The 25,364-nt window shown below is 69.6% G+C and carries 24 protein-coding genes, 1 rRNA gene and 1 riboswitch; of the genes, 18 read left to right on the forward strand and 7 right to left on the reverse strand.

What is annotated here, in order from left to right:
* The 11 genes from rrf to ACIBLA_RS34945 form a co-directional block, all read left to right on the forward strand.
* Nucleotides 1–86 (forward strand): 5S ribosomal RNA (gene rrf / locus ACIBLA_RS34895); the annotation flags it as partial.
* Nucleotides 87–219: 133 nt separating this feature from the next.
* Entirely contained in the window at nt 220–828 is a 609-nt protein-coding gene (locus ACIBLA_RS34900) for a CDP-alcohol phosphatidyltransferase family protein (protein ID WP_363244048.1), read from the forward strand.
* Between the two features lie 114 nt (nt 829–942).
* Nucleotides 943–3,438, forward strand: coding sequence for a mannose-1-phosphate guanyltransferase (locus ACIBLA_RS34905; protein ID WP_363244047.1), 2,496 nt, complete (start codon nt 943–945; stop codon nt 3,436–3,438).
* 97 nt (nt 3,439–3,535) lie between these two features.
* Nucleotides 3,536–4,465: a DUF881 domain-containing protein gene (locus ACIBLA_RS34910; RefSeq protein ID WP_399200913.1), complete on the forward strand. Its 930-nt coding sequence runs from the start codon at nt 3,536–3,538 to the stop codon at nt 4,463–4,465.
* Nucleotides 4,462–4,794 carry a small basic family protein gene (locus ACIBLA_RS34915; protein ID WP_023543062.1) on the forward strand — a complete coding sequence of 111 codons (333 nt, stop codon included), beginning with the start codon at nt 4,462–4,464 and terminating at the stop codon, nt 4,792–4,794. The genes ACIBLA_RS34910 and ACIBLA_RS34915 overlap by 4 nt, the downstream gene beginning before the upstream one ends.
* A 5-nt stretch (nt 4,795–4,799) precedes the next feature.
* Nucleotides 4,800–5,564, forward strand: coding sequence for a DUF881 domain-containing protein (locus tag ACIBLA_RS34920; protein ID WP_363244045.1), 765 nt, complete (start codon nt 4,800–4,802; stop codon nt 5,562–5,564).
* 85 nt (nt 5,565–5,649) lie between these two features.
* Nucleotides 5,650–6,561, forward strand: coding sequence for an FHA domain-containing protein (locus ACIBLA_RS34925; protein ID WP_363244055.1), 912 nt, complete (start codon nt 5,650–5,652; stop codon nt 6,559–6,561).
* A 17-nt stretch (nt 6,562–6,578) separates the two neighbouring features.
* Complete coding sequence (locus ACIBLA_RS34930) at nt 6,579–7,331, forward strand: MerR family transcriptional regulator (RefSeq protein ID WP_363244044.1); 753 nt, start codon at nt 6,579–6,581, stop codon at nt 7,329–7,331.
* A gap of 53 nt (nt 7,332–7,384) precedes the next feature.
* Entirely contained in the window at nt 7,385–7,858 is a 474-nt protein-coding gene (locus ACIBLA_RS34935; RefSeq protein ID WP_031232239.1) for a bifunctional nuclease family protein, read from the forward strand.
* A 185-nt stretch (nt 7,859–8,043) separates the two neighbouring features.
* Nucleotides 8,044–8,610 (forward strand): MerR family transcriptional regulator, encoded by a 567-nt coding sequence (locus tag ACIBLA_RS34940; protein WP_399200914.1) that lies wholly within the window; start codon nt 8,044–8,046, stop codon nt 8,608–8,610.
* Nucleotides 8,611–8,658: 48 nt separating this feature from the next.
* On the forward strand, nt 8,659–10,065 hold the full coding sequence (locus ACIBLA_RS34945; RefSeq protein WP_363244043.1) for a DNA polymerase IV: 1,407 nt from the start codon (nt 8,659–8,661) through the stop codon (nt 10,063–10,065).
* Here ACIBLA_RS34945 and ACIBLA_RS34950 read toward each other — a convergent pair.
* A complete protein-coding gene (locus ACIBLA_RS34950) occupies nt 10,062–10,457 on the reverse strand; it encodes a PRC-barrel domain-containing protein (protein WP_363244042.1) in 396 nt (131 codons plus the stop codon). The two genes, ACIBLA_RS34945 and ACIBLA_RS34950, sit on opposite strands and share 4 nt — an antisense overlap.
* Nucleotides 10,458–10,569: 112 nt before the next feature.
* Nucleotides 10,570–10,667, forward strand: a riboswitch (glycine riboswitch).
* A 178-nt stretch (nt 10,668–10,845) separates the two neighbouring features.
* Between ACIBLA_RS34950 and gcvP the strand changes: the two genes are divergently transcribed.
* Nucleotides 10,846–13,731, forward strand: coding sequence for an aminomethyl-transferring glycine dehydrogenase (gene gcvP / locus ACIBLA_RS34955; protein ID WP_363244041.1), 2,886 nt, complete (start codon nt 10,846–10,848; stop codon nt 13,729–13,731).
* Nucleotides 13,732–13,802: 71 nt separating this feature from the next.
* Here gcvP and ACIBLA_RS34960 read toward each other — a convergent pair whose 3' ends face one another.
* Both ACIBLA_RS34960 and ACIBLA_RS34965 read right to left on the reverse strand, forming a co-directional pair.
* Entirely contained in the window at nt 13,803–14,009 is a 207-nt protein-coding gene (locus tag ACIBLA_RS34960) for a DUF5999 family protein (protein WP_363244053.1), read from the reverse strand.
* Nucleotides 14,010–14,362: 353 nt separating this feature from the next.
* Entirely contained in the window at nt 14,363–14,980 is a 618-nt protein-coding gene (locus ACIBLA_RS34965; protein WP_363244040.1) for a hypothetical protein, read from the reverse strand.
* Nucleotides 14,981–15,492: 512 nt separating this feature from the next.
* On the opposite strand from ACIBLA_RS34965, the gene ACIBLA_RS34970 reads away from it, so the two are divergent.
* Nucleotides 15,493–17,025 (forward strand): glutamate--cysteine ligase, encoded by a 1,533-nt coding sequence (locus tag ACIBLA_RS34970; protein WP_363244039.1) that lies wholly within the window; start codon nt 15,493–15,495, stop codon nt 17,023–17,025.
* Between the two features lie 34 nt (nt 17,026–17,059).
* Here the strand turns inward: ACIBLA_RS34970 and ACIBLA_RS34975 are convergent, their stop codons facing one another.
* Nucleotides 17,060–18,829, reverse strand: a complete 1,770-nt coding sequence (locus ACIBLA_RS34975; RefSeq protein ID WP_363244038.1) for a substrate-binding domain-containing protein — start codon at nt 18,827–18,829, stop codon at nt 17,060–17,062.
* A 228-nt stretch (nt 18,830–19,057) separates the two neighbouring features.
* On the opposite strand from ACIBLA_RS34975, the gene ACIBLA_RS34980 reads away from it, so the two are divergent.
* A complete protein-coding gene (locus tag ACIBLA_RS34980; protein WP_399200927.1) occupies nt 19,058–19,798 on the forward strand; it encodes a CPBP family intramembrane glutamic endopeptidase in 741 nt (246 codons plus the stop codon).
* Nucleotides 19,799–19,827: 29 nt separating this feature from the next.
* Here the strand turns inward: ACIBLA_RS34980 and ACIBLA_RS34985 are convergent, their stop codons facing one another.
* Nucleotides 19,828–20,649 (reverse strand): PhzF family phenazine biosynthesis protein, encoded by an 822-nt coding sequence (locus ACIBLA_RS34985; protein WP_363244037.1) that lies wholly within the window; start codon nt 20,647–20,649, stop codon nt 19,828–19,830.
* Between the two features lie 150 nt (nt 20,650–20,799).
* On the opposite strand from ACIBLA_RS34985, the gene ACIBLA_RS34990 reads away from it, so the two are divergent.
* A complete protein-coding gene (locus tag ACIBLA_RS34990) occupies nt 20,800–21,402 on the forward strand; it encodes a PadR family transcriptional regulator (protein ID WP_363244036.1) in 603 nt (200 codons plus the stop codon).
* Between the two features lie 64 nt (nt 21,403–21,466).
* Here the strand turns inward: ACIBLA_RS34990 and ACIBLA_RS34995 are convergent, their stop codons facing one another.
* Nucleotides 21,467–21,661: a hypothetical protein gene (locus tag ACIBLA_RS34995; RefSeq protein WP_363244035.1), complete on the reverse strand. Its 195-nt coding sequence runs from the start codon at nt 21,659–21,661 to the stop codon at nt 21,467–21,469.
* Nucleotides 21,662–21,951: 290 nt separating this feature from the next.
* On the opposite strand from ACIBLA_RS34995, the gene ACIBLA_RS35000 reads away from it, so the two are divergent.
* The 3 genes from ACIBLA_RS35000 (at nt 21,952) to ACIBLA_RS35010 (ending at nt 24,659) form a co-directional block, all read left to right on the forward strand.
* The gene (locus tag ACIBLA_RS35000) at nt 21,952–22,446 is read left to right on the forward strand and encodes a Clp protease N-terminal domain-containing protein (protein WP_399200915.1); all 495 of its coding nucleotides are present in this window, start codon (nt 21,952–21,954) and stop codon (nt 22,444–22,446) included.
* An 84-nt stretch (nt 22,447–22,530) separates the two neighbouring features.
* Complete coding sequence (locus ACIBLA_RS35005) at nt 22,531–23,514, forward strand: EamA family transporter (RefSeq protein WP_363244033.1); 984 nt, start codon at nt 22,531–22,533, stop codon at nt 23,512–23,514.
* A 161-nt stretch (nt 23,515–23,675) separates the two neighbouring features.
* The gene (locus ACIBLA_RS35010) at nt 23,676–24,659 is read left to right on the forward strand and encodes an EamA family transporter (protein WP_363244032.1); all 984 of its coding nucleotides are present in this window, start codon (nt 23,676–23,678) and stop codon (nt 24,657–24,659) included.
* Nucleotide 24,660: 1 nt separating this feature from the next.
* Here the strand turns inward: ACIBLA_RS35010 and ACIBLA_RS35015 are convergent, their stop codons facing one another.
* On the reverse strand, nt 24,661–25,350 hold the full coding sequence (locus tag ACIBLA_RS35015) for a pyridoxamine 5'-phosphate oxidase family protein (RefSeq protein ID WP_399200916.1): 690 nt from the start codon (nt 25,348–25,350) through the stop codon (nt 24,661–24,663).
* Nucleotides 25,351–25,364 lie beyond the last annotated feature (14 nt).

Genomic DNA, 25,364 nt, shown 5'->3' on the forward strand with positions numbered 1-25,364 from the left:
GTTACATTCCGAACCCGGAAGCTAAGCCTTTCAGCGCCGATGGTACTGCAGGGGGGACCCTGTGGGAGAGTAGGACGCCGCCGAACAATTATTGGGGAGTGCCCCGTACCTTTTGGTACGGGGCATTTCTGCGTTCAAGACCCCATGGCGTCCGACGGCGGTTCGTCCGGGTAGGGTCAGGGGGCATCGTTGGTACGTCCCCGCACAGGAGGCCCTCGGGTGGAGGTTCAGGAGACCCGCGTCCAGACGGATCGGGTGTTCACCATCCCCAACATCCTGAGCATGGCTCGCCTCTTGGGCGTGCCGCTCTTCCTGTGGCTCATCCTTCGTCCGGAGTTCGGCGGGCCGAACAGTGACGGCTGGGCATTGCTCGTCCTGATGCTCAGCGGGGTCACCGACTATCTCGACGGCATGCTCGCTCGCCGCTGGAACCAGATCAGCAGCCTGGGGCGGCTCCTGGACCCTGCGGCTGACCGGCTTTACATCCTTTCCACTCTGGTCGGCCTGACCTGGCGCGAGATCTTGCCTCTGTGGCTCACCGCGGCGCTTCTGGCGCGCGAGCTGATGCTGCTGGTCATGGTGGGAATCCTCCGCAGACATGGCTATCCGCCTCCCCAGGTGAACTTCCTGGGAAAGGCGGCTACCTTCAACTTGATGTATGCCTTCCCGTTGCTGCTACTCAGCGACGGGAGCGGATGGCTCGCAGCACTTGCCGAAGTTTTCGGATGGGCGTTCGCTGGATGGGGTACAACTCTCTACTGGTGGGCAGGGATCCTCTACGTGGTCCAGGTCCGCCGGCTCGTCAGAGCGGACAGAGTGGCCGATTGAGCTCGTCGATGTGGTGCCGTGCAGAGTCGCCGGCCCGCACCTGATGCCTGCCATACGGCCTGTCCAGATGGGTGACGTCGGCGAGACCGTCTCTTCAAGGAGGACGCTTCCGACATGAAGGCCGTCGTGATGGCTGGCGGCGAAGGCACGCGCCTTCGTCCCATGACCTCAAGCATGCCCAAGCCGTTGCTGCCGGTGGCGAATCGGCCAATCATGGAGCATGTGCTGCGTTTGTTGAAGCGGCACGGACTCAGTGAGACCGTCGTCACCGTTCAGTTCCTCGCTTCTCTCGTGAAGAACTATTTCGGCGACGGCGAAGAGCTTGGAATGGAGCTCACCTATGCGAATGAGGAGAAGCCGCTCGGCACTGCGGGGAGTGTGAAGAATGCCGAAGAGGCGCTGAAGGACGACGCTTTTCTCGTCATTTCCGGTGACGCTCTCACCGACTTCGACCTGACCGACCTCATCGCCTTCCACAAGGAGAAGGGCGCGCTGGTCACGGTATGTCTGACGCGGGTGCCGAATCCCCTGGAGTTCGGCATCACGATCGTGGACGAAGAGGGAAAGGTGGAGCGCTTCCTGGAGAAGCCCACCTGGGGGCAGGTCTTCTCGGACACGGTCAACACCGGAATCTATGTGATGGAACCCGAGGTGTTCGACTATGTCGAGGCCGACACTTCGGTCGACTGGTCCGGTGATGTCTTCCCTCAGCTCATGAAGGAGGGCAAGCCGATCTATGGCTATATCGCCGAGGGCTACTGGGAAGACGTCGGTACGCACGAGAGCTATGTGAAGGCCCAGGCGGATGTCCTGGAGGGAAAGGTCGATGTCGATCTCGACGGCTTCGAGATTTCGCCCGGTGTGTGGGTTGCCGAAGGCGCCGAGGTCCATCCCGACGCCGTTCTGCGTGGTCCGCTCTACATCGGTGACTACGCCAAGGTCGAGGCCGACGTCGAGATTCGGGAGCACACGGTCATCGGGTCCAACGTGGTCGTGAAGACCGGGGCCTTTCTCCATCGAGCTGTTGTGCACGACAACGTGTACATCGGCCAGCACAGCAATCTGCGTGGCTGTGTGATCGGCAAGAACACCGACATCATGCGTGCGTCGCGCATCGAGGACGGCGCGGTCATCGGTGACGAGTGCCTGGTCGGCGAGGAATCGATCATCCAGGGCAATGTCCGGGTGTATCCGTTCAAGACCATCGAGGCCGGCGCTTTCGTCAACACCTCGGTGATCTGGGAGTCCCGGGGGCAGGCGCATCTCTTCGGAGCGCGCGGGGTTTCCGGGATCCTCAACGTCGAGATCACGCCGGAGCTGGCTGTGCGGCTGGCGGGCGCGTACGCCACGACGCTCAAGAAGGGCTCCACCGTCACCACCGCACGAGACCACTCGCGTGGCGCGCGTGCTCTCAAGCGGGCCGTGATCTCCGCGCTGCAGGCCAGCGCCATCGACGTACGGGACCTGGAGAACGTACCGCTGCCCGTCGCCCGGCAGCAGACGGGGCGCGGCAGTGCCGGAGGCATCATGATCCGGACGACGCCCGGTGTGCCCGACTCCGTCGACATCATGTTCTTCGACGAACGGGGCGCCGACCTGTCGCAGGGCGGGCAGCGGAAGCTGGACCGGGTGTACGCGAGGCAGGAGTACCGCAGGGCCTTTCCGGGCGAGATCGGGGACCTGCACTTCCCGGCGAGTGTCTTCGACTCGTACACCGGCTCATTGCTCAGGAATGTCGACACGAGCGGGATCGCCGAAGCCGGATTGAAGGTCGTCGTCGACGCGTCCAACGGCAGCGCCGGGCTTGTTCTGCCCAGCCTCCTCGGGCGGCTCGGAGTCGACGCGCTGACCATCAACCCCGGCCTGGACGAGGCGCGGCCCACCGAGACCGTCGAGTCACGCAGGTCCGGTCTGGTCCGGCTGGGCGAGATCGTGGCCTCCGCGCGGGCGTCCTTCGGGGTGCGGTTCGACCCCGTGGGCGAGCGACTGTCGCTCGTGGACGAGCGCGGACGGATCATCGAGGACGACCGTGCCCTGCTGGTGCTGCTCGACCTGGTCGCCGCCGAGCGGCGCAGCGGCAGGGTGGCGCTGCCCGTCACGACGACCAGGATCGCCGAGCAGGTGGCCGCGTACCACGGGACCCAGGTGGAGTGGACGACGACATCGCCCGACGACCTCACGCGGGTCGGGCGCGAGGATGCCACGATCTTCGGCGGCGACGGCCGTGGTGCGTTCATCGTTCCCGAGTTCAGCAGCCTCCTCGACGGCACGGCGGCCTTCGTACGGCTGCTGGGTCTGGTCGCCCGTACGCAGCTCACGCTCAGCCAGATCGACGCCCGTATCCCTCGCGCCCATGTGCTGCGCAGGGATCTGGCGACCCCCTGGGCCGTCAAGGGTCTGGTCATGCGGCGGGTCGTGGAGGCGGCGGGGGAGCGGGACGTCGACACGACCGACGGCGTGCGGGTCGTGGAGGCCGACGGGCGGTGGGTGATGGTGCTTCCGGCACCCGCCGAGGCGGTCACCCATTTGTGGGCCGAGGGGCCGGACGACGCCTCCGCCCAGGCGCTGCTCGACGAGTGGTCCGCTGTTGTGGACAGCGCAGGTCAGTGACCTGACGGCGGTGTGCCGGAGGCGGGCGGCCGACGCCCTCCGGCACACCGGTAGGGCCATTCGGCGGTAGTGCCCGCGCCGTGCGACGATGTGCGGCATGCCGCAGCAGCCCCCCGTTCGGAGTACACCCTCGCCACCCCGGCGTCCCGACGCGTCCATGTCGCTGCTGAACAACGTGATGGACCACAGCCTGGATGACGGTTACGCGGAGGCGGCGGCCCGCAGGGACGCCGAGGACGGCGGACTGCCCCGTACGCTCCGTGCCAAGCTCGGCCTTGCGGCGGGGCTCGTACTGGCCGCTCTGGTCGTCACCGTGGGAGCGGCCGAGGCGCGGATCGACGCACCGGTCGTCGCCAAGGAACGTGAAGAGCTGATCGACCGGATCGACGCCGAGACGGCCTCCGCGGACAGCCTCGAACGCACGGTGGACAAGCTCCGTGACGAGGTGGGCGCCATGCAGCGCGAGGCGCTGCGGCACCACGGCGGCGAACAGGGCGAGCTGGTGGCTCTCCTGTCGGGCTCCACGGAGGTCGAGGGACCGGGCGTGAAGCTCGTCGTGGACGATGCCAAGTCCGCCGACGAGAGCGCCGGCGGGCCGCGTGAGAGCAACAACTTCTCGGACACGGGGCGGGTCAGGGACCGGGACATGCAGCAGATCGTCAACGGTCTGTGGGAGTCCGGGGCCGAGGCGGTGTCCATCAACGGCCAGCGTCTGACGGCCCTTTCGGCGATCAGAGCCGCCGGTGAGGCCATACTGGTCGACAACAAGCCGCTGGTGCCGCCGTACACGGTGCTGGCCGTGGGGGACGGGAAAAACCTGAGTACCGCATTTCAGGACAGTGCTGACGGCCAGTACCTGCACTCGCTGCAGGAGAACTTCGGTGTCCGCACGAGCATTTCCGATCAGGGGACGGTGCGTCTTCCTGCCGCACCGAGCCTGATCGTACGTACAGCAGAGCCGAAGGCCGCCGACCCGGAGAAGGGCGACGGAGGGGCCACGGCAGACACAGGGAAGGGCACATCGTGATCGCGGTACTTGGCCTCGTCGTGGGAGTCGTGGTCGGACTGTTGGTTCGCCCGGAAGTGCCGGCGGTGGTCGAGCCCTATCTGCCGATCGCCGTCGTCGCCGCTCTCGACGCGGTCTTCGGGGGGCTGCGGGCCATGCTCGACGGGATCTTCGTCGACAAGGTGTTCGTGGTGTCGTTCCTGTCGAACGTGGTGGTGGCCGCGCTCATTGTCTTCCTCGGTGACAAGCTCGGTGTCGGCGCGCAGCTGTCCACCGGTGTGGTCGTCGTGTTCGGTATCCGGATCTTCTCCAACGCTGCCGCGATCCGCCGGCACGTCTTCCGGGCGTGAGGCCGATGACCAGCGAGCAGACCCCGCCCCCGCCGTCCCCGGAGCCGCCCCAGATGACGGGCCGTCAGCGGCTCGCCGCCGGCCTGTGGCCGCCCCGTGTCACGCGGGCCCAACTCATCGTCGCCGTCCTGCTGTTCGTGCTGGGACTGGGTCTGGCCATTCAGGTCCGTTCGACCAACGACGACAGCGCCCTGCGCGGCGCGCGCCAGGAGGACCTGGTACGGATCCTGGACGAGCTCGACGGCCGCACCGAGCGGCTGGAGGACGAGAAGCAGCGGCTCGACGACCAGCAGACGGAGCTGGAGACCAGCTCCGACCAGGCCGAGGAGGCGCGTAAGCAGACGCGGGAGAAGGAGCAGCAGCTCGGCATCCTGGCCGGTACGGTCGCGGCGAAGGGCCCCGGTATCACGCTGACCGTTCAGGACGACGGTGCCACCATCGACTCCGACATGCTGCTCGACGCCATCCAGGAGCTGCGGGCGGCCGGTGCCGAGGCGATCCAGGTGAACGGGGTCCGGGTGGTCGCTGCCACGTACTTCTCCGGCAGCGACGGCGACATCGAGGTGGACGGGAAGCGGATCAGCGCGCCGTACCGTTTCAAGGTGATCGGCAAACCGCAGGATCTGGAGCCGGCGCTCAACATCCCCGGAGGTGTGGTGCAGACTTTGGAGAAGGAGCAGGCCACGGCCACGGTGGCGGCTGCTGACGAGATCGTTGTCGACGCCTTGCGGGCGGCGAAGCGGCCTGACTACGCTCGGTCGTCGTCGTAGTGGGGCGGGGGCGCATGCGGACCCCGGGACCAGGGCAGAAGGTTCCGGGGGGTCGGCGCACATTCCGTGTGGTGCGTGGTGGAAACTGTCTGGTGGATACGGACGTTGTGAAGATGTCCGAGTCGGCAGGTGTGTTCATTCAGGGTTCGTCCTGCCCCACGGGCGGGTCTGTTCAGGTCAAGGGGAATCGCCCGTGAAGTTGTTTGGAAAGTTGTTCGGCAGGAGTGCACGCGAGGACGGCGGTAACGCCCGGCATCGCGCACCGCGCCACGGCCAGGAGGAGCAGGGCGGCGAGCGCCCGCTCTTCCGCGACGAGGTCGGCAGCCCCGGTGGGGACAGTACGGGCGGTCACGGCGCGTCGTCTGTTGACCCCGCCAGTTCTGGCGGCATAGGTTTCGGTGAACCATCAACCTCAAGTACGGGTGGAGGGTTTCCCCCCGGTCAGGAGGGTCCGCCCATGTCGGCCTTGCCGGTTTGTACGAGGTGCGGTCACCGCAACACCCAGGACAGTCGGTTCTGCTCCAACTGCGGTGCGCCGCTGAGGGCCGGGGCCCCCGCGGAGCGTCCTTCGGAGACGACCTCGACCATCTCCATCTCGGGCCTTGAGGCGTACGAGGCGGAAGCGACCGGCCAGACGGCCGTTCCCTCGCTCTCGCCGGAGGCGCAGGCCGCGGTGGACGCGCTTCCGGCCGGCTCGGCGCTGCTGGTCGTGCGTCGCGGCCCGAACTCGGGCAGCCGCTTCCTGCTGGACGGCGACCTGACGACGGCCGGAAGGCACCCGCAGAGCGACATCTTCCTCGACGACGTCACCGTGTCCCGGCGGCACGTCGAGTTCCGCAGGAGCCCGGAGGGTCACTTCACGGTCTCCGATGTCGGCAGTCTCAACGGTACGTACGTCAACCGGGAGCGGATCGACGCCGTCGCGGTGTCGAACGGTGACGAGGTCCAGATCGGCAAGTACCGGCTGGTCTTCTACGCGAGCCAGCGGGGCGTGTGACCCTTCAGGGAAGGTCCATGCTGCGACCACAGACGGGCGGTGCCGGCCACGGCACCGCCCCAAATGGCGACCGTCTGGTCAGCATCGGCATGGTGCTGAACCAGCTCAGGGACGAGTTCCCCGAGGTCACCATCTCCAAGATCCGGTTCCTGGAGGCCGAAGGCCTCGTCGAGCCCCGGCGGACCCCTTCCGGGTACCGGAAATTCAGCCCCGAGGACGTCGAGCGCCTCGCCCGGGTCCTGCGCATGCAGCGGGACCACTATCTGCCCCTCAAGGTCATCAGGGAGCATCTCGACGCCGTCACGCGCGGTGAACGGCTCCAGCTGCCCTCGCAGGTCCCCCAAGGCCCTCAGCGGGAACTCCCCGGCTCCAGGTGGGACGCGGAGCCCGAGCGGCCCACCGCCCCGAAGATCGGCCGCGCCGAGCTGCTGGCCGCCACCGAGGCGGGCGAGAGCGAGCTGGACGAGTGGGAGGCGTACGGCCTCATCGCCCCGACGGCGGAGGGCGGCTACGACTCCGAGACCGTGACCGTGGCGAAACTTGTCGCGGAACTCGGAAGATTCGGTCTGGAACCACGCCATCTGCGCACGGTGAAAGCCGCCGCCGACCGCGAGGCCGGACTGGTCGAGCAGGTCGTCGCGCCCCTGCGCCGACACCGCAATCCGCAGACCAGGGCCCATGCCGAGGCCGCGACGAAAGAGCTGGCCGCCCTCTCGGTACGGCTCCACGCGGCACTGGTGCAGACGGCTCTCGGAGTCCGGCTTACCTGATCTTGGGGGAGTCCGACTACCCAAACCGACCGGGCACGACCTAGGGTTGCTGTGTGAACGAGCTCGACGTCGTGGGTGTCCGGGTGGAAATGCCCTCCAACCAACCGATCGTGCTCCTGCGTGAAGTGGGAGGCGACCGGTACCTTCCCATCTGGATCGGGCCTGGGGAAGCTACCGCTATTGCCTTCGCCCAGCAGGGCATGGCACCGGCCCGACCACTGACCCATGACCTCTTCAAGGATGTCCTTGAGGCAGTGGGCCAGGAACTCACGCAGGTGCGTATCACCGACCTGCGCGAAGGAGTCTTCTACGCGGAGCTGGTCTTCGCGAGCGGTGTCGAGGTGAGTGCCCGGCCGTCCGACGCCATAGCGCTGGCGCTGCGTACGGGCACGCCCATCTACGGCAGCGACGGGGTGCTGGACGATGCGGGCATCGCCATCCCCGACGAGCAGGAGGACGAGGTGGAGAAGTTCCGCGAATTCCTCGACCAGATCTCTCCGGAGGATTTCGGGACCAACAGCCAGTGAGCGCTGAACGGCCGAAGACCGTCATACCGGACTCCGTCCGCGCATTCGACCAGCCGTTCCCGGTGGCGGGACGCGGTAAACCACCCTCAGGGTGATTATCACTCGGCGTGCCTAGCGTGGCGATCGTTGACGCACCTGGAGGGACTGCTTACCGTCGACGGGGCAGGTCAAGGACGGAGGTCGGTGTGAGAAGCAGCGGCGACGGTACGGCGAACGGCCCGTACCCGCTTCACGGCAGTACGTCCGATCCCACGACCGACATGGTCGGCTACCGGGGACCGACCGCGTGCGCGGCGGCGGGTATCACCTACCGCCAGCTGGACTACTGGGCGCGTACCGGGCTGGTCGAGCCGAGTGTGCGCCCCGCGAAGGGATCGGGGACCCAGCGGCTCTACAGCTTTCGCGACGTCGTGTTCCTCAAGATCGTGAAGCGCTTCCTGGACACCGGTGTCGCTCTCCAGAACATCCGGGCGGCGGTCCAGCATCTGCGCGATCGCGGGGCGGGTGACCTGGAGCGTATGACCCTCATGAGCGACGGCGCCACGGTGTACGAGTGCTCGTCGCCGGACGAGGTCGTGGACCTGCTCCAGGGCGGTCAGGGCATCTTCGGGATCGCCGTCGGTGTGGTGTGGCGGGACGTCGAGACGGCGCTCTCCCAGCTGCACGGGGAGCGTGTCGACACCGGCGAGACCCTGATCGGCCACAACCCCGCCGACGAACTCGCCCGCCGACGCCGTGACCGGGCCGTCTGACCCCTCGGTCAGGGGCGATTGTCAGTGGCGTAGGGGAGCATCGGTGGGGTGAGACCCGCGCCGACCATCCTGCATCTGGACATGGATGCCTTCTTCGCCGCCGCTGAACAGGCCGCGAAGCCGAGCCTGCGTGGAAAGCCCGTCGTCGTCGGCGGGCTCGGTCCGCGCGGGGTCGTCGCCACTGCGTCGTACGAGGCGAGGCGGTTCGGGGTCCACTCGGCCATGCCGATGGCGCAGGCCCGGCGGCTCGCGCCGAACGCGGCGTATCTGGTGCCGCGCTTCGCGCTCTACCGCACGGTCAGCGAGCAGGTGATGGAGCTGCTGGGCCGGCTGTCACCGCTGGTGGAGCCGCTGAGTCTGGACGAGGCGTTCGTCGATCTGGAGGCGGGCGGCTCGGCCTCCGACTCGGTCTCGGCCCGCGCGGCGGGCGAGCGGCTGCGGCAGGACATCAGGGCGGTGACAGGGCTGACCGGCTCGGTGGGGCTCGCCGGGTCCAAGATGCTCGCGAAGATCGCCTCCGAGCAGGCCAAACCCGACGGTCTGGTGCTGATCGAGCCGGGCACGGAGCGTGAGCTGCTGGGGCCGATGAGCGTACGGACCCTGCCCGGCGTCGGGCCCGCCACCGGCGAGCATCTGCGCCGGGCCGGGATGACCACGATCGCGGATCTGACGGAGGCCGGGGAGGACGAACTGGTTCGGCTCGTGGGGAAGGCACACGGCACGTCGCTGTACCGGATGGCGTCCGGGTACGACGACCGGCCGGTGGTGGCCGAGCGCGAGACCAAGTCGGTCTCCGTCGAGGACACCTTCGACGTCGATCTCCACGACCGTGTCCGGGTCAGGACGGAGGTCGACCGGCTGGCGGAGCGGTGTGTGCGGCGGCTGCGGGAGTCCGGGCACTCGGGCCGGACCATCGTCCTGAAGGTGCGGCGGTACGACTTCTCGACGCTCACCCGCTCCGAGACGCTGCGCGGGCCCACGGACGACCCGGGCGTGGTGCGGGAGGCCGCGGGGCGGCTGCTGGAGTCCCTGGACACCACGGGAGGGGTGCGGCTGCTGGGGGTGGGGGTGACAGGGCTGACCGACTACACGCAGGAGGACCTGTTCGCACAGGCTGCGGCGGACGCGGCGGACGTGGCGCGGGCCGACGGCGGCGAGGACGCCGTCCACGAGCCGGAGGACGCCGCGGTGGCAGCGGAGCAGCCCGAGCAGTCACCGGCGGAGCAGGAGGCCGACGTGGGCGCCGAGAGGCGCTGGCCGGCGGGGCACGACGTGCGCCATGCGGAGTTCGGTGCGGGATGGGTGCAGGGCAGTGGCGTGGGGCGGGTCACCGTACGGTTCGAGGAGCCCACGTCGGCCGGTCCTGGGCGGGTGCGGACGTTCCGTACGGATGATCCCGAGCTGGAGCTGTCGGAACCGCTGCCCCTGGTGGCGCCACCGCCGGACAGTGCCTAGCCGGCCGAGTCGTCCTGGCCGGCCACGTGGCCGAAGTCGTGGTCGGCCGGGCGGGGCGGGCGTTCCGGGGCCGCGGGCTCCGGCAGGGCCAGCTGGTAGTGGTGGTAGAGCTGGATCTCCTGGTCCGGGGAGAGATGGCGGCCGACACCGAAGTCGGGGGCGTCCTTGATCAGGCCGCGCTCGTACGGGACGTGCAGGGAATCGTCGCGGTAGGTGCTGGGGGCCAGGGGTACGAACGCGTCCCGGCTGAACAGCCCGGTGCGTACCGCCGCCCACTCGGGGACGCCCGTGGCGTCGTCCAGATACACCTCGTCGACGGTTCCGATCTTGTGCCCGTCGCGGTCGTACGCCTTGCGGCCGATCAGGCTGCGCGGATCGATGTCGGTCTGCACGGTCCCTCCAACTGGTCGCACATGCTCCCTCACCCTACGAAAGGGCACATCTGGGGTATCGGCCACTCGAAGTCCCTCGCGAAAGCTCGCTGGTAGGCTTGCCAGTGGCTGTCGACCCCGTGCGGGAGAGCCATCCGGTGAGACTGCCGGAGGCGCCGAAGGAGCAAATCCTCCCCGGAAACTCTCAGGCCCCCGTACCGCATGGACGAGGTCACTCTGGAAAGCAGAGCAAGTGTCGGACGGCATTCGCTCTCACCGACGGTGAAAGTCGGCCCGCCTCGCGGCGGACCGGTGAAACTCTCAGGTTGATGTGACAGAGGGGGAGGCCGTCCGGGCACCCATGTAACGGTGCCCCTCGCAGGTCGCGCCAGACCAGGAGGCCTCCCGTATGACAGCCCACCGCACACCGCTCTCACAGTTGGAGCGAGGCATCCCCTTCGAGCGGCGCCACGTCGGCCCCGACGCCGCCGCGCAGGCGAAGATGCTCGCCCAGGTCGGCTACGGCTCGCTCGACGAGCTGACCGCCGCCGCGGTGCCCGACGTGATCAAGAGCGCCGAGGCCCTGCGGCTGCCCGACGCGCGCACCGAGGCCGAGGTGCTGGCCGAGCTGCGCTCCCTGGCCGACCGCAACCAGGTCCTCGCCCCGATGATCGGTCTCGGCTACTACGGCACGTTCACGCCGCCGGTGATCCTGCGCAACGTGCTGGAGAATCCGGCCTGGTACACGGCGTACACGCCGTACCAGCCGGAGATCTCCCAGGGCCGTCTGGAGGCGCTGCTCAACTTCCAGACCGTGGTGGCCGATCTGACCGGTCTGCCGACGTCGGGAGCCTCCCTGCTGGACGAGGGCACGGCCGCCGCCGAGGCCATGGCGCTCGCCCGCCGGGTCGGCAAGGTGAAGGGCGGCGTCTTCCTGGTCGACGCCGACGCGCTGCCGCAGACCGTCGCCGTGATCCGCACGCGGGCAGAACCGGCCGGTGTCGAAGTCGTCGTCGCCGATCTGACCGACGGGATCCCGGCCGAGGCCGCCGAGCGCGGTGTCTTCGGCGTACTCGTCCAGTACCCGGGCGCCTCCGGAGCCGTACGGGACATCAAGCCCCTCATCGAGCAGGCGCACGAACTCGGCGCGATCGTCACCGTCGCCGCCGACCTGCTCGCCCTCACGCTGCTCACCTCGCCCGGTGAGCTGGGCGCGGACATCGCCGTCGGCACCAGCCAGCGGTTCGGCGTCCCCATGGGCTTCGGCGGACCGCACGCCGGATTCATGGCCGTACGCGAGCAGTTCGCCCGCAGCCTGCCCGGACGGCTCGTCGGGGTCTCCGTGGACGCCGACGGCAACAAGGCGTACCGGCTGGCGCTGCAGACCCGTGAGCAGCACATCCGGCGCGAGAAGGCCACCAGCAACATCTGCACCGCGCAGGTGCTGCTCGCCGTGATGGCCGGAATGTACGCCGTCTACCACGGTCCCGACGGGCTGCGCGCCATCGCCCAGCGCACCCACCGCTACGCGACCGTCCTCGCCGACGGCCTGCGCGCCGGCGGAGCCGAGATCGTGCACGAGGCCTACTTCGACACCCTGACCGTACGCGTTCCGGGCCGCGCCGCCGAGGTGGTGGCCGCCGCCCGCGAAGGTGGGGTCAACCTCCGCCTCGTCGACGCCGACCTGGTCTCGCTCGCCTGCGACGAGACCACCGGGCGCGCCCAACTGGCCGCCGTGTGGACCGCCTTCGGCGTCAAGGGCGACATCGAGACGCTGGACGCCGCGTCCCGCGACGCTCTGCCGGACGCCCTGCTGCGCACCGGCGACTACCTCACGCACCCCGTCTTCCACCAGCACCGTTCCGAGACCGCGATGCTGCGCTATCTGCGCAGGCTCGCCGACCGTGACTACGCGCTGGACCGCGGCATGATCCCCCTCGGCTCCTGCACCATGAAGCTCAACGCCACCACCGAGATGGAGGCGGTGACCTGGCCCGAGTTCGCCGGGCTGCACCCCTTCGCGCCGGCCGCCCAGGCGCAGGGCTATCTCACGCTGATCCGCGAGCTGGAGGAGCGCCTGGCGGAGGTCACCGGTTACGACGCGGTGTCCCTCCAGCCCAACGCGGGCTCCCAGGGCGAACTCGCCGGGCTGCTGGCCGTACGGGCGTACCACCGCGCGAACGGCGACACCGGCCGCACCGTCTGCCTCATCCCGTCGTCCGCGCACGGCACGAACGCCGCCAGCGCGGTCATGGCCGGGATGAAGGTCGTCGTCGTGAAGACCCGCGAGGACGGCGACGTCGACGTCGAGGACCTGCACGCCAAGATCGAGCGGTACGGGGACGAGTTGGCCGTCCTGATGGTCACCTACCCCTCCACGCACGGGGTGTTCGAGGAGCACATCACCGACATCTGCGCGGCCGTGCATGACGCCGGCGGTCAGGTGTACGTCGACGGCGCGAACCTCAACGCGCTGGTGGGGCTGGCGAAGCCGGGCCGGTTCGGCTCGGACGTGTCGCACCTGAACCTGCACAAGACCTTCTGCATCCCGCACGGCGGTGGCGGTCCTGGTGTCGGCCCGGTCGGCGTGCGCGCCCATCTCGCGCCGTACCTGCCCAACCACCCGCTCCAGCCCGCCGCGGGACCCGAGACGGGTGTCGGGCCGATCTCGGCGGCCCCCTGGGGCTCGGCGGGGATACTGCCGATCTCCTGGGCGTACGTCCGGCTGATGGGCGGCGAGGGCTTGAAGCGTGCCACGCAGGTCGCCGTACTGGCCGCCAACTACATCGCCAAGCGTCTGGAGCCGCACTTCCCGGTCCTGTACGCGGGGCCGCACGGGCTCGTGGCGCACGAGTGCATCGTGGATCTGCGCCCGCTGTCGAAGGCGACCGGCGTCAGCGTCGACGACATCGCCAAGCGGCTCATCGACTACGGGTTCCACGCGCCGACGATGTCGTTCCCGGTGGCCGGGACACTGATGATCGAGCCGACGGAGAGCGAAGACCTGACCGAACTGGACCGGTTCTGCGAGACGATGATCGCGATCCGTGCCGAGATCGAGAAGGTCGCGTCGGGCCAGTGGCCCGCGGACGACAACCCGCTGCGCAACGCTCCGCACACGGCCGCGGCGCTGGGCGGGGAGTGGGAGCACGCGTACAGCCGTCAGGAGGCGGTCTTCCCGACCGGGGTCTCGGCGGCCGACAAGTACTGGCCGCCGGTCCGCCGGATCGACGGGGCGTTCGGGGACCGCAATCTGGTGTGTTCCTGCCCGCCGCTGGACGAGTACGACAACTGACGGACGGCGTAACTGCGTCGGGGCCGGTGCGGAGTGAACTCTCCGGGCCGGCCCCCTTCGTACGGACGGCGTCAGGCCGCCGTCATCACCTGTCCGGTCCCGGACGGCCGGTGCGGAGCGATGATCTGGCCGTCGGGCAGCAGCTCACCGGTGTCCTCGAAGAGGAGAACGCCGTTGCACAGCAGGCTCCAGCCCTGTTCCGGGTGGTGGGCCGCGAGACGGGCGGCTTCCCGGTCGGCTGACTCGGCTGTCGGGCAGGATGGCTGATGCTGGCACATGGGTGGGTTCTTTCGCTGCGTCGTGGTGAGTGTCCTGCGGCTCGATGTGGTCATGGCCGCCCCCCGTTTTCTATTGGTCCGTACCCCAGTGTTGCCCCACGGGCGTCGATCCGCAGGCATTTCGCGGCAGCGCTTGTCTCTGTTTAAGGACGTGTCACCCGCCCGGACGGTTCAGCCCAACTTGGCTGTCCCTTCGGGTGGTTCGGGGTGGCCCTTCCGGACTAGTCCGGAAGGGCCAGCGCACAGAGCCCCGTGACCGAAAAGCGGTCACGGGGCAGTGTATGGCGCGTGGGGTGGTGGGGATCCGGTCCGGACGTCGGCGGTCCGATGACGGGCGGCCGGCGGAGCTCCGCTCAGCCCGCGGTGCTCAGCAGCGGCGCGGACGCGGCGCCTGCCGTCGGCGGGGGCCCCGAGGTCAGCCGCAGACCCATCATCGGGAGCAGGTCGGCGACCCGGTGCGGCCGGTGGGCCACGATGCCCGGCGGCGCGGGAGCGAGCGGGATCAGCAGGTCGGCCGGGGCGGGAGCGCCGGCCGATGCGTCCGCCTCGGTGTCCTGGTGCAGCCAGAGCGTGAGCATGTACAGCCCCGGCACCGAGAGCAGCCGCGGCTGGTACGGAGACTTCAGCGTTTCGGCCTGGCGCACCGCCCGTTCCGTGGCGGAGATGTAGGGGCCCTCGAAGAAGCGCGAGAACGCCCAGCCGTCCGCGGTGAGCATCGTGTCGGCCGCCGCTACGGCGCGATCGCCGGTGTGGATCAGGAAGCGCCAGCCGGCCAGCCGGGTCTGTGGCGCGTCGCTGCTCGGGGCGATCTGGTCCAGTACATGTACCGGAAGGGGCAGTTCGGGGCTCAGCGGTCCCTGGACGGACCGGAGAGCGGGTGTACGGGCCTCGCGCACGGCGGTGGGAGAACCGAGTGCCGCGAGGACGCTGCGCAGGGCGGGCGCTGGAGCCAGGGGGACATGCAGCGGCATGGTGGGTTGCCTCTCGCTCAGTAGGCACAGTGAAGCGTCGGTGGTGCGGGATGCGGGTGCAGACGTCGCTGTCGGCGCACGTGGTCAGAGGAGGGCCCTGGGCTGTGGCCGGGCTCCGACTCTCTGCCTCGTTCGAACACACTTTATACGATACGTGTTCACAGAATGTTTCTTCTAGCTGTCGCCCGTATTGCACGCAAGGAGAAATCCGGTCCATCTCGCACGGAATCGGCGTCGGTGAACCGCGAGATGAACGGCGAACGCGGGCTCGTGGCCTGGGGTTATTCGGCCGGAGCGGTAGGCTGAAAGTCGTCGACGTTTTTCGTGGGCGAGTGGGCGAGTGAAATTGCTCACTGCCCCATGCCAAAGGAATGTGCCGACAGGCCGTTCCGTCCACTCTACCCGGCGCGGCAGGCAAACGGGGGCGTTATGGATCACTCAGTCTGGGCACTATCGATCGTGAAGCGATCCCCGGTGCCGCCGGGAGGCCGAGGCGAAGGAGGGACCCTCCGATGGGGGAGAAGGTCGAATCGGGCGGTACCGGCCTGTCCGATCGGCAGAAATACCGCAGGAAGCTCCAGCAGTGCCTGTCGGTGCTGGGGCGGCTCCTGGGGGAGAAGCGGTTCGACCGGCCCCGGAATCTTATGGGTCTGGAGATCGAGCTGAATCTCGCCGGCTCCGACGGGATGCCCCGGATGATGAATGCGGAAGTCCTTGAACGGATCGCGAGCCGTGATTTTCAGACGGAACTCGGAATGTTCAACCTGGAAGTGAATATCGCCCCGCACCGACTCGGCGGACGCGTTCTCGACCAGCTCGCCGAAGAACTGCGCACGGGTCTTGGATATGCCCATCGCAAAGCGAATGAGGTCGACGCGGGAATCATGATGATCGGCATTCTGCCGACGCTCTCGCTCGACGACGTGGTCTCGACGAACCTCTCGGACGCGGACCGCTACACCCTTCTCAACGACGAGATGGTGGCCGCGCGTGGTGAGGATTTCGCGCTCGACATCGAGGGCGTTGAGCGGCTCACCTGCAGTTCCCCCTCGATCGCGCCCGAAGCGGCCTGTACGTCGGTGCAATTGCATCTCCAGGTCACGCCCGACCGCTTCGCCGACGTGTGGAACGCGGCGCAGTGCGTCGCCGCCGTTCAGATCGCCCTCGGCGCCAACGCGCCCTTCCTGTTCGGAAAAGAGCTGTGGCGTGAGTCCCGCCCGCCGCTCTTCCTCCAGGCGACCGACACCCGGCCGCCGGAGCTCCAGGCGCAGGGAGTAAGGCCCCGGACCTGGTTCGGCGAACGCTGGATCGATTCCGCCTATGACCTGTTCGAGGAGAATCTGCGTTATTTCCCGCCACTGCTGCCGATGAGGGACGACGAGGATCCGCTCCAGGTCCTGGACGAGGGCGGTACGCCGCGCCTCGCGGAGCTGGTTCTCCACAACGGCACCGTCTACCGGTGGAACAGACCCGTGTACGACGTCGCCGACGGACAGCCCCATCTACGGGTCGAGAACCGCGTCCTGCCCGCCGGGCCGACCGTCACCGATGTCGTCGCCAACGCCGCCTTCTACTACGGGCTCGTGCGCGCGCTCGCCGAGGACGCCAGGCCCGTCTGGACCCGGCTGCCGTTCGCCACCGCCGAGCGGAACTTCGAGACCGCGTGCCGCGACGGGATCGAGGCGCGGCTGCGGTGGCCGCGCAACGGCCGGGCGGGCAACGGTGTCGCCGAGGTGTCGGCGGTCCAGCTCGTCCGCGACGAACTGCTGCCGCTCGCGGCGGCCGGGCTCGACGCGTGGAACGTGGAGCCGGCCGACCGTGACTTCTACCTCGGGGTGATCGAGGGGCGCTGCGCGCGCCGTGTGAACGGGGCCTCGTGGCAGGTGGACACCTTCCACCGGGCGCAGGAGGCCGGGCTCCGCCGGGAGGCGGCGCTCGCCGCCACCACCCGGCGCTATGCCGAGCTGATGCACCAGGGGGAGCCGGTGCACACCTGGCCGGTGGGCTTCCCCGCGCCGTCGCGGATGCCGGATCTGAGGGTCTGACGCCGGGGGAGCGGAGGGGACCTGAGGCCGCCTCCTACTCCTTGTTTCCGCCCACCGCCAGGATCGCCTCGATCATCACCGCCTGGATCTGGGCCGGGTCACTCACCTCGTAACCCGCGCCGCCGGTGATCTTCGCGACGTCGTGCATCTCGTCCCGGTCCGCCCCCGGGCCCACGGCGATCGCGATCAGTGGGACCGGACGCCTCGGGTCGCCGAGCCTCCGCAGCTCGTCCACCAGGGCCGCGCGGGCCGCGTCGTCAGCGTCCGTCCCGCCCGTGAGGAGGATGACCGCGTTGCACTTGCCGCTCACGTACGACGACTGGGCCTCCTTGAAGGCCGCCAGCGTCGTGTCGTACATACCGGCCGCCGCCCCGACGGACCCCGTCCCCACGGGAGCCAGTCCGGAGACGGCGTCCGAGACGCTTTCGCGGTGGGTGGCACCGCCCTTGACGCGCTCGCCGAGCGGCGCCGTCTCGGCCAGCTTGCGGAAGTTGTTGCCGCCGTCGAGGCCGGCCGCGAAGTCCCACAGACCGACCTCGTCCGCCGGTGTGAAGTGGGAGAGCGTCTGGTGCATCGAGTCTTTCGTGGCGTCCATCCGCGACTCACCGGGGCGTCCCGGTACGGGCTGGGCCATCGAGCCCGACGCGTCGACGACGACGGTCAGCCGGGCGTCCTGCACCGTGACCGTCCACATGCCGAGGGACTCCTCGATCATGTCCATCGCCGGCGGTTGCGTCACCCTCAGGGTGTACGGCTGAGGCTTGCTGCCACCGGCCGTCCGGACCAGTTCGTCCTTCACCTGGGAGTGCGCCGTACGGAAACCGTGCTCCGACATGGTGCGCTGGGCCCCCTCCTCGTTGAGGAGGGAGATGAACCGCATCGCGGCGCGGCTCTCGTCCGTGGTCAGCTCGGCCTCGTTGACGAGGTTCATGGGGTAGTCCAGGGTCGGGACCTCGTCCTTCGGATAGAGGAGCTGGAGGTCCGGCGCGTCGTCGTCGGCGGAGTTGTGGGCGAACGCGGCCTGCTCGGTCAGGAAGACCGCCTCATTGTCCTTGGCGCCGTCCGACCCGGCCCGCGCCAGGGACCGGACCACCTGACTGTCGGAGTCGGACACGCGCGTGGCCAGCGCCTCGGCGGTCATGGCGATCTTGGCCTCACCTTCCGGGTCGGCGTGCCGCATGGACGCGACGACGCTGCTGAACGCCAGCAGACCGGTGGCGCTGCGCGCGGGGTCGGCCGCTCCCAGCCGTATCCCGTCCTTGCCGGCGGAGGCCGCCGTCAACTCGGCCCAGGTGTACGTCTTCTCGGGCCAGCCGAGCGTCGTGCCGGCGGACGGGACCACGGCCAGGGCCACCGGTGTGGTCGCGGCGCTGCCCGCCGGAGTCAGCTCGATGTCGTCGTCGGCGCCCAGCGCGCGCTCGACCCAGACGTCGGAGTCGGGCAGCCAGACCTCGTAGTCCGGGGCGGCCGTGCCGGTGGCGAGGTCGTCGGCTATCTCGTAGTTCTCGCGTGCCTTGACCCGGACGTCGATACAGCGGCCGGCGGAGGTGACCTCGTCCTCGCGGGCGCTGTCGGCGACGGCCCGCACGGCGGGGGCGATGTCCGGCGAGGCCGCCAGATCGATCTTTACGGCAGAGCCCTCGCAGCCGCCGTCCAAGGGCAGCAGACCGCTCCCCGCCGCGATCCCGGTACCCGCGGCCAGGCTCAGCACGAGCGTCGTGGCGATCAGGACGTTGCGTTGGCGTGGACGACGGCCCCTGCCGCTGTCCGGCGCTTCGTCGTCGGGCAAGCTGTGACGTTCCATGGCGGTGGTGCCCCTCCTTGACCTGAACAAGGAAAAAAAAGGGGGGACCTCGGCCAGCTGAATGACGCCCGCCCCCCGGCCTGTCGCGCGCGATCTTCGTACCCGCATTCGAGACCCTAGCGGGACGGGAAGGGGCGGTGAGGCGCGATGAGTCAACCGGAGGCAGCTGTGCAGTCGGAGGCGGGCGGCGTGGCCGATTTCCTTCCCCAAAAAGACCTGTCGCGCGGGATGTTGCGGTGGGAGGTGCTGATCGTCCTGGCGCTCTCGCTGGGCGCGAGCGGAGTATCGGCGCTGATCAGCTTTGTCGGATCGGTGACCAAGCCCGGCGGGCTGAGCGATCAGGCGGCCACGCTCAACGGTTCGCACGCACCCGGACGGCCCTGGCTGGATCTCGCCTGGCAACTGTTCGGCATCGCCAGCGCGCTGGTGCCTGTGGTACTGGTGGCGCACCTGTTGCTCCGAGAGGGCAGCGGTCTCCGCGATCTGGGGTTCGACCGGCGCCGGCCGGTGTTCGATCTCGGCCGCGGTGCGCTGCTCGCCGCCGGCATCGGCAGCGCCGGACTCGCCTTCTACATCGGCTCACGCGCGGCCGGGTTCAACCTGACCGTCGTGCCGGAATCACTGCCCGAGGTGTGGTGGAAGTTCCCGGTACTGATCCTGTCCGCGGTGCAGAACTCCGTACTCGAAGAAGTCATCGTCGTCGGGTATCTGCTGCGCAGACTCGGGCAGTTGGGGTGGACGCCGATGGGCGCCCTGGTGGCCAGTTCGGTGCTGCGCGGGTCGTACCACCTGTACCAGGGAATCGGCGGCTTCATCGGGAACATGGTGATGGGCGTGGTGTTCGTCCTGGCCTACCGGCGCTGGGGTCGGGTCGGGCCACTGGTGGTGGCGCACGCCCTGCTCGACATCGTGGCGTTCGTCGGATACGCGCTGCTCGCCGGTCATGTGGGGTGGCTGCCCACGCCGTAGAGGGCAGCCCGTGCGGCGCTCAGGGGGTCTCAGGGTGCCGCGAGAAGTTCCCCGTCGATGACGGTGACGGCGTGGCCGGTGAGGAGCGTCCGCCCACCGCGCAGTGATGTACGGACGAGGCCGGTGCGGGCGGATCCCTGGAGGCCGGTCAGTTCCGTGCGGCCGAGCCGCGCCGACCAGAACGGGGCGAGCGCCGTGTGCGCGCTGCCCGTGACCGGGTCCTCGTCGATGCCGACACCGGGGAAGAAGCCGCGCGACACGAAGTCGTAGCCGCCGGCCGGGTCCTCGGCCGCCGCCGTGGCGACGATGCCGCGTCGTGAGAGGACGGCGAGCGACCGGAGGTCCGGGGTCAGTTCCCGTACGGTCCGCTCGTCGGCCAGCTCCACCACCAGGTCCCCGATGTGAGCCCCGGTGTCGTGCACCGAGAGCGGGACGGCGCCCAGGGCCGCCTCGACGCCGTCCGGGATCGGTACCGGCGTCAGCGGCGACGTCGGGAAGTCGAGCGTCAGGCTGCTGTCGTCGTGCGCCGTCGCGCCGAGGAATCCGCAGCGCGCGGAGAAGCGGATCGCGCCGGTCGCCAGTCCGTTGGTGTGCAGCACATGGGCGGTGGCGAGTGTGGCGTGCCCGCACATGTCGACCTCGGTCGCCGGGGTGAACCAGCGCAGGGCCCAGTCCGCCTCGCCGCCGGGCGGCAGGGGGTGGGCGAACGCCGTCTCCGAGAGGTTCACCTCCCTGGCCACCCGCTGGAGCCATGTGTCGTCGGGGAACGGGCCGGACTCCAGGATCAGCACCCCCGCGGGATTGCCGGCGAAGGGGCGGTCGGTGAACGCGTCGACGATTCGGATTCGCATGCCCCTGACCGTAGGAGACGGCGGAAGTCGCAGGCCAAGGCCAATTCGGGACGGCTGGCACCGAAGGGTGTTGCTTAACGAACTGTTCCGATATATCGTCGAGGTATCGCGATTGATTCGCGACTGATCACTGATGGAAGGAGCGTAGCGATGCGTTCACATGGACACGAACACGATCACGGACATGGGCAGTGCGGGCCCGGCCATCGAGGTCGGGGTGATGCCGAAGGGCGACGCGGGGCCTTCGGGCCCTTCGGGCCGAACTTCGGACCGCCGTTCGGAGGCGGCCGGGGGCGCGGCGGAGGCAGGGGCAGGGCGCGGCGCGGCGATGTGCGCGCGTCGATCCTGGCGCTGCTGAAGGACCGGCCGATGCACGGCTACGAGATGATCCAGGAGATCGGCGAGCGCAGCGGAGGCGCCTGGCGCCCCAGCCCCGGCTCGGTCTACCCGACCCTCCAGCTGCTGGAGGACGAAGGTCTCATCGCCAGCCGGAGCGAGGGCGGCAAGAACCTCTTCACGCTGACCGACGCCGGTCGTGCCGAGGCCGAATCCGGCCCGGACGCCCCGTGGGAAGAGGCCGGGCGCGGAGTCGACTGGGAGACCATGAACGAGATCCGGCAGGCCGGTTTCGGTCTGATGGAGGCGTTCGGGCAGGTCTGGAAGACCGGCTCCGCCGACCAGCGTCAGAAGGCCCTGGCCGTCATCAACGAGGCCCGCAAGAAGCTCTATCTGATCCTCGCCGACGACGACTGAGCGACAGGACACGAGCCGCGAGGGGCCCCGTGACGATCATCGAGATCGGCGCGGGGCCCCTTCGTCATGTCCGGGCCGTCGGCAGGAGCCGCCAGAACTGCGCCGAGTCGAAACGGTCGCTCGCGCGGGGGTGCGGTCCCTCGTCGTGGCAGTGGAACGCCGCCCGGAAGAGATCACCGCGCAGGGCGTCGGCGGGGGCGTACACGCGGTACACGTACTGCTGACCGTCGACGGCGAGCAGGGCCACCATCCAGCACATCGGATCTGCTCCCGGCGGTCGTCGCGACATCTCTGTACGAGAGGGACGAGCGGTCCCGTGTGACGGTTGCGTACGAGGCGTAGGGCAAGGCGGCGCGCGCCCCGGTCGTGCGTCGCGGCCGGATCTCCTACGTAAGGAGGAGAGGCCGCGTGCCTGTGCCCACCCTCCGTGGGATGCCGGAATGCTCCCCGCCGGGGATGTCCTGCCCGCCGATCGGCTGATGCGGTGGGAGAGTGCAGAGCCCTACCCCCAGGTTGCCCGGACAGTCCGACTCGACCGTTGTCTCAGCCGTGTCGATCCGCGCGGACATCGACGCCGGACTCTCCGCCGCGCTCGCGGCCGTCGTGTCGGGAGCCCGCAGAAGGGCGCACCGCGACGGAGACCGGCAGATCGACACCGCCCATCTCCTCCATTCGCTCCTCGAATCGGACTCCGAGGTGCGCGCGGCGTTCGACGGCGGGCCGCAGGTCGCCCGTGTCCTCGGCCATCTCGTCCAGCGGAGCATCGGCTACGGGCTGCGCTGGCAGGGGACGGTGGAGGACTCGGGTGCGGTCCCCGTCGTGTCGGTGCCCGGAGTCCCCGGCTGGTCGCCGTCGGCGGTCGCCGTGATGGCGGGCACCGTCGAACGCGCCCGGCGGCGCGGCGAGCCGCAGGCCGGCGGTCTCGATCTGCTCACCGCGCTGGCGTGTGACCCCGCGTGCCGCGCGGTCGAGGTTCTTGGGCGGGCCGGAGTGGACGCACGGGCGCTCACCAGCCGGATAGCGGACGCGACTCACGGAGTGTGACCGTCCGGCAAGCCCACCGTCATGACCTGTCTCGACAGGCGTGAACGTGCTGATGCTCCTGACGCCTCCTGGCATGATGCGTCCATGCACGCGTCTCAGGGGAGAAGCGTCGGCCTGGGACTCGCGCTCTTGTCGGCCTTCGCGTTCGGTGGATCAGGTGTCGCGGCAAAGCCGCTGATCGAGGCGGGGCTCGATCCGCTCCATGCCGTCTGGCTCCGGGTCGCCGGAGCCGCGCTGGTGATGCTGCCTCTCGTCTGGCGCCACCGCGATCTGGTCCGTCGCAGGCCCGCCCTGTTGGTGGGCTTCGGGGTGTTCGCCGTGGCCGGTGTGCAGGCCTTCTACTTCGCCTCCCTCTCCCGTATCCCCGTCGGTGTCGCGCTGCTCGTCGAGTACCTGGCGCCGGCGCTGCTCCTGCTCTGGGTGCGCTTCGTCCGACGCAGGCCCGTCAGCCGCGCCGCCGCTGTCGGCGTCGTCCTGGCCGTCGGTGGACTCGCCTGTGTGGTCGAGGTGTGGGCCGGGCTCTCCTTCGACGCCGTCGGCCTGCTGCTCGCGCTCTGCGCGGCCTGCTGCCAGGTCGGCTACTTTCTCCTCGCCGACCAGGGTGGCGACCCCGCGGACCCGGCGGATGCCGTCGACCCGCTGGGAGTCATCGCGTACGGGCTGCTCATCGGCACGGTCGTCCTCACCGTCGTCGCCCGGCCCTGGGGCATGGAGTGGTCGCTGCTGGCCGGTGACGTCGACATGGGCGGGTCGCGGGTCGGCGCGCCGCTGCTGGTCGCGTGGTTCGTGCTCCTGGCGACCGTGCTCGCGTACGGCACGGGCGTGATCAGCGTACGAAGGCTCTCGCCGCAGGTGGCCGGGGTCGTCGCCTGTCTGGAGGCGGTCGTCGCCACGGTGCTGGCGTGGATCCTGCTGGGCGAGCACCTTTCGGCGCCGCAGATCCTCGGTGGTTTCGTCGTGCTCGTGGGGGCGTTCATCGCTCAGACGGCGACGTCGACACCGACGTCGACAGTGGCTGAAGTGGTCGGCGAAGGGGACGGGTTGTCCGCCGGGCGGAGCACGACGTAGGCTGCCGATCATGCATCTGACCGTACTTCCGCCTCCCGCCGCCTGACCGCGGGCGGCCATCCGCTGACGAAGACCGGGCTCGGGCAGTCCCCGAGCGGCTCGTCGCTGCCCGCAACACGGAGTGAGCGACCACCAACCCGTTCTTCACACGGAGAAGTCACGTGTCGATTTCCGCATCCGCAGCTGTCCACGGCCTGTCGGTCGGGCGCAGCCTGTTCTATCTCGTCGTCGCCGGTGTCGCCTGGGGAACCGCAGGCGCCGCCGCCTCGCTGGTCTACCGGGTCAGCGACATGGGCCCGCTCTCCCTCTCCTTCTGGCGCTGCGTCGGCGGGCTCGTGCTGCTGCTCGGCGCACTGGCGCTGCGCCGCAGGCCCGAGGCGACGGCTGCCACGTCGCAGACCCCCGTCGAGCCGCGCCGCCGCCGGCTGATCCGCGTCCTCGTCACGGGCGTGGGCCTCGCCGTCTTCCAGACCGCCTACTTCGCCGCCGTCGAGGAGACCGGGCTCGCCGTCGGCACCGTGGTCACCCTCGGCGCCGGACCCGTGCTCATCGCGCTCGGAGCGCGCCTGACCATGGGCGAACGGCTCGGCGGCAGCGGGCTGATCGCCGTCGTCGGCGCTCTCGCGGGCCTCGCCGTCCTTGTCCTCGGCGGCGACGGGGCGACGGTACGCCCCCTGGGTATCGCGTACGCCCTCCTGGCGGCGGCCGGTTACGCGGCCATCACCCTGGTCACCCGTCGGCTCGGCCGGGAGGGCGGCAAGGCCGACGCGCTCTCCACCACCGCCTGGGCCTTCGCCGTCGCGGCGCTGTGCGTCCTGCCGCTCGCGGCCGGCGAAGGACTGCTGCCCCACACCGCCGAACCGGCCCAGGTCCTCTGGCTGTTGCTGTACGTCGCGGCGGTGCCGACGGCCCTCGCGTACGCCCTGTACTTCGCGGGCGCGGCGGTCGTTCGCGCCGCGACGGTCTCCGTGATCATGCTGCTGGAGCCGGTGAGCGCGGCGGTGATCGCGGTGGCGCTGCTGGACGAGCGGCTCACCGCCGCGACGGTGGTGGGGACGCTGCTGCTGCTCGCCGCCGTGGTGGGGCTCGCCACCGCCGAGGCGCGCCTCGCGTCGGACCGGCGGAAGGCGGCGGTCCTCGCGTGACTCAGAGCACCGAGAGATAGTCCGGCAGGCCGACGGCCGGGTCCAGGTCGTCGGCCGGGACCGGTGTGCCGTGTCCGCGTACGACGGGCACCACACCGGTCCAGTGGGGCAGCGACAGGTCCTCGGGCTCGTCGTTCGGGCCGCCGGTGCGGACCTTGGCGGACACCTCCGCCAGATCGAGGCTCAGCACGGCGGTCGCCGCCAGTTCCTTCGCGTTGGCGGGCCGCGAGTCGTGGGAGCGGCCCGGCACCACGTGGTCGACCACGGCGTCCAGCGCCGTGCGGCGCTCATCGAGGTCCGTCACCTGGTACGCGGTGCCGTGCACCACGACGGAGCGGTAGTTGATCGAGTGGTGGAACGCCGACCGGGCCAGCACCAGACCGTCGACATGGGTGACCGTCAGACAGACCGCCAGCCCCGGGTCCGCCTTGTCGCCCGCCATCCGCAGTGGCCGGGAGCCGGTCGACCCGTGGACGTACAGCCGCTCGCCGACCCTGGCGTAGAGGGTGGGCAGGACCACGGGGGCGCCGTCGCGGATGAATCCGAGATGGCAGAGGTAGGTCTCGTCGAGTATTCCGTGCACCAGCTCGCGGTCGTACGACGCGCGGTCGGCGGAGCGGGTGGGGACGGTGCGGTCGGTGGGGCGGTAGGCGGCAGAGGTCGATGGGGAGGTGGACGCGGGCTCCGGCATTGCGTTCTCCTATG

The sequence above is a fragment of the Streptomyces sp. NPDC050433 genome, assembly GCF_044458565.1.
Taxonomy (GTDB): domain Bacteria; phylum Actinomycetota; class Actinomycetes; order Streptomycetales; family Streptomycetaceae; genus Streptomyces.

Bases quoted from the DNA above. Each gene is read 5' to 3' on its own strand.
- ACIBLA_RS34905 (WP_363244047.1), top strand. From the start codon at position 943: ATGAAGGCCGTCGTGATGGCTGGCGGCGAAGGCACGCGCCTTCGTCCC.
- ACIBLA_RS34910 (WP_399200913.1), top strand. From the start codon at position 3,536: ATGCCGCAGCAGCCCCCCGTTCGGAGTACACCCTCGCCACCCCGGCGT.
- ACIBLA_RS34920 (WP_363244045.1), top strand. From the start codon at position 4,800: ATGACCAGCGAGCAGACCCCGCCCCCGCCGTCCCCGGAGCCGCCCCAG.
- ACIBLA_RS34930 (WP_363244044.1), top strand. From the start codon at position 6,579: ATGCTGCGACCACAGACGGGCGGTGCCGGCCACGGCACCGCCCCAAAT.
- gcvP (WP_363244041.1), top strand. From the start codon at position 10,846: ATGACAGCCCACCGCACACCGCTCTCACAGTTGGAGCGAGGCATCCCC.
- ACIBLA_RS34960 (WP_363244053.1), bottom strand. From the start codon at position 14,009: ATGTGCCAGCATCAGCCATCCTGCCCGACAGCCGAGTCAGCCGACCGG.
- ACIBLA_RS34965 (WP_363244040.1), bottom strand. From the start codon at position 14,980: ATGCCGCTGCATGTCCCCCTGGCTCCAGCGCCCGCCCTGCGCAGCGTC.
- ACIBLA_RS34970 (WP_363244039.1), top strand. From the start codon at position 15,493: ATGGGGGAGAAGGTCGAATCGGGCGGTACCGGCCTGTCCGATCGGCAG.
- ACIBLA_RS34975 (WP_363244038.1), bottom strand. From the start codon at position 18,829: ATGGAACGTCACAGCTTGCCCGACGACGAAGCGCCGGACAGCGGCAGG.
- ACIBLA_RS34980 (WP_399200927.1), top strand. From the start codon at position 19,058: ATGTTGCGGTGGGAGGTGCTGATCGTCCTGGCGCTCTCGCTGGGCGCG.
- ACIBLA_RS34985 (WP_363244037.1), bottom strand. From the start codon at position 20,649: ATGCGAATCCGAATCGTCGACGCGTTCACCGACCGCCCCTTCGCCGGC.
- ACIBLA_RS34990 (WP_363244036.1), top strand. From the start codon at position 20,800: ATGCGTTCACATGGACACGAACACGATCACGGACATGGGCAGTGCGGG.
- ACIBLA_RS34995 (WP_363244035.1), bottom strand. From the start codon at position 21,661: ATGTGCTGGATGGTGGCCCTGCTCGCCGTCGACGGTCAGCAGTACGTG.
- ACIBLA_RS35005 (WP_363244033.1), top strand. From the start codon at position 22,531: ATGCACGCGTCTCAGGGGAGAAGCGTCGGCCTGGGACTCGCGCTCTTG.
- ACIBLA_RS35015 (WP_399200916.1), bottom strand. From the start codon at position 25,350: ATGCCGGAGCCCGCGTCCACCTCCCCATCGACCTCTGCCGCCTACCGC.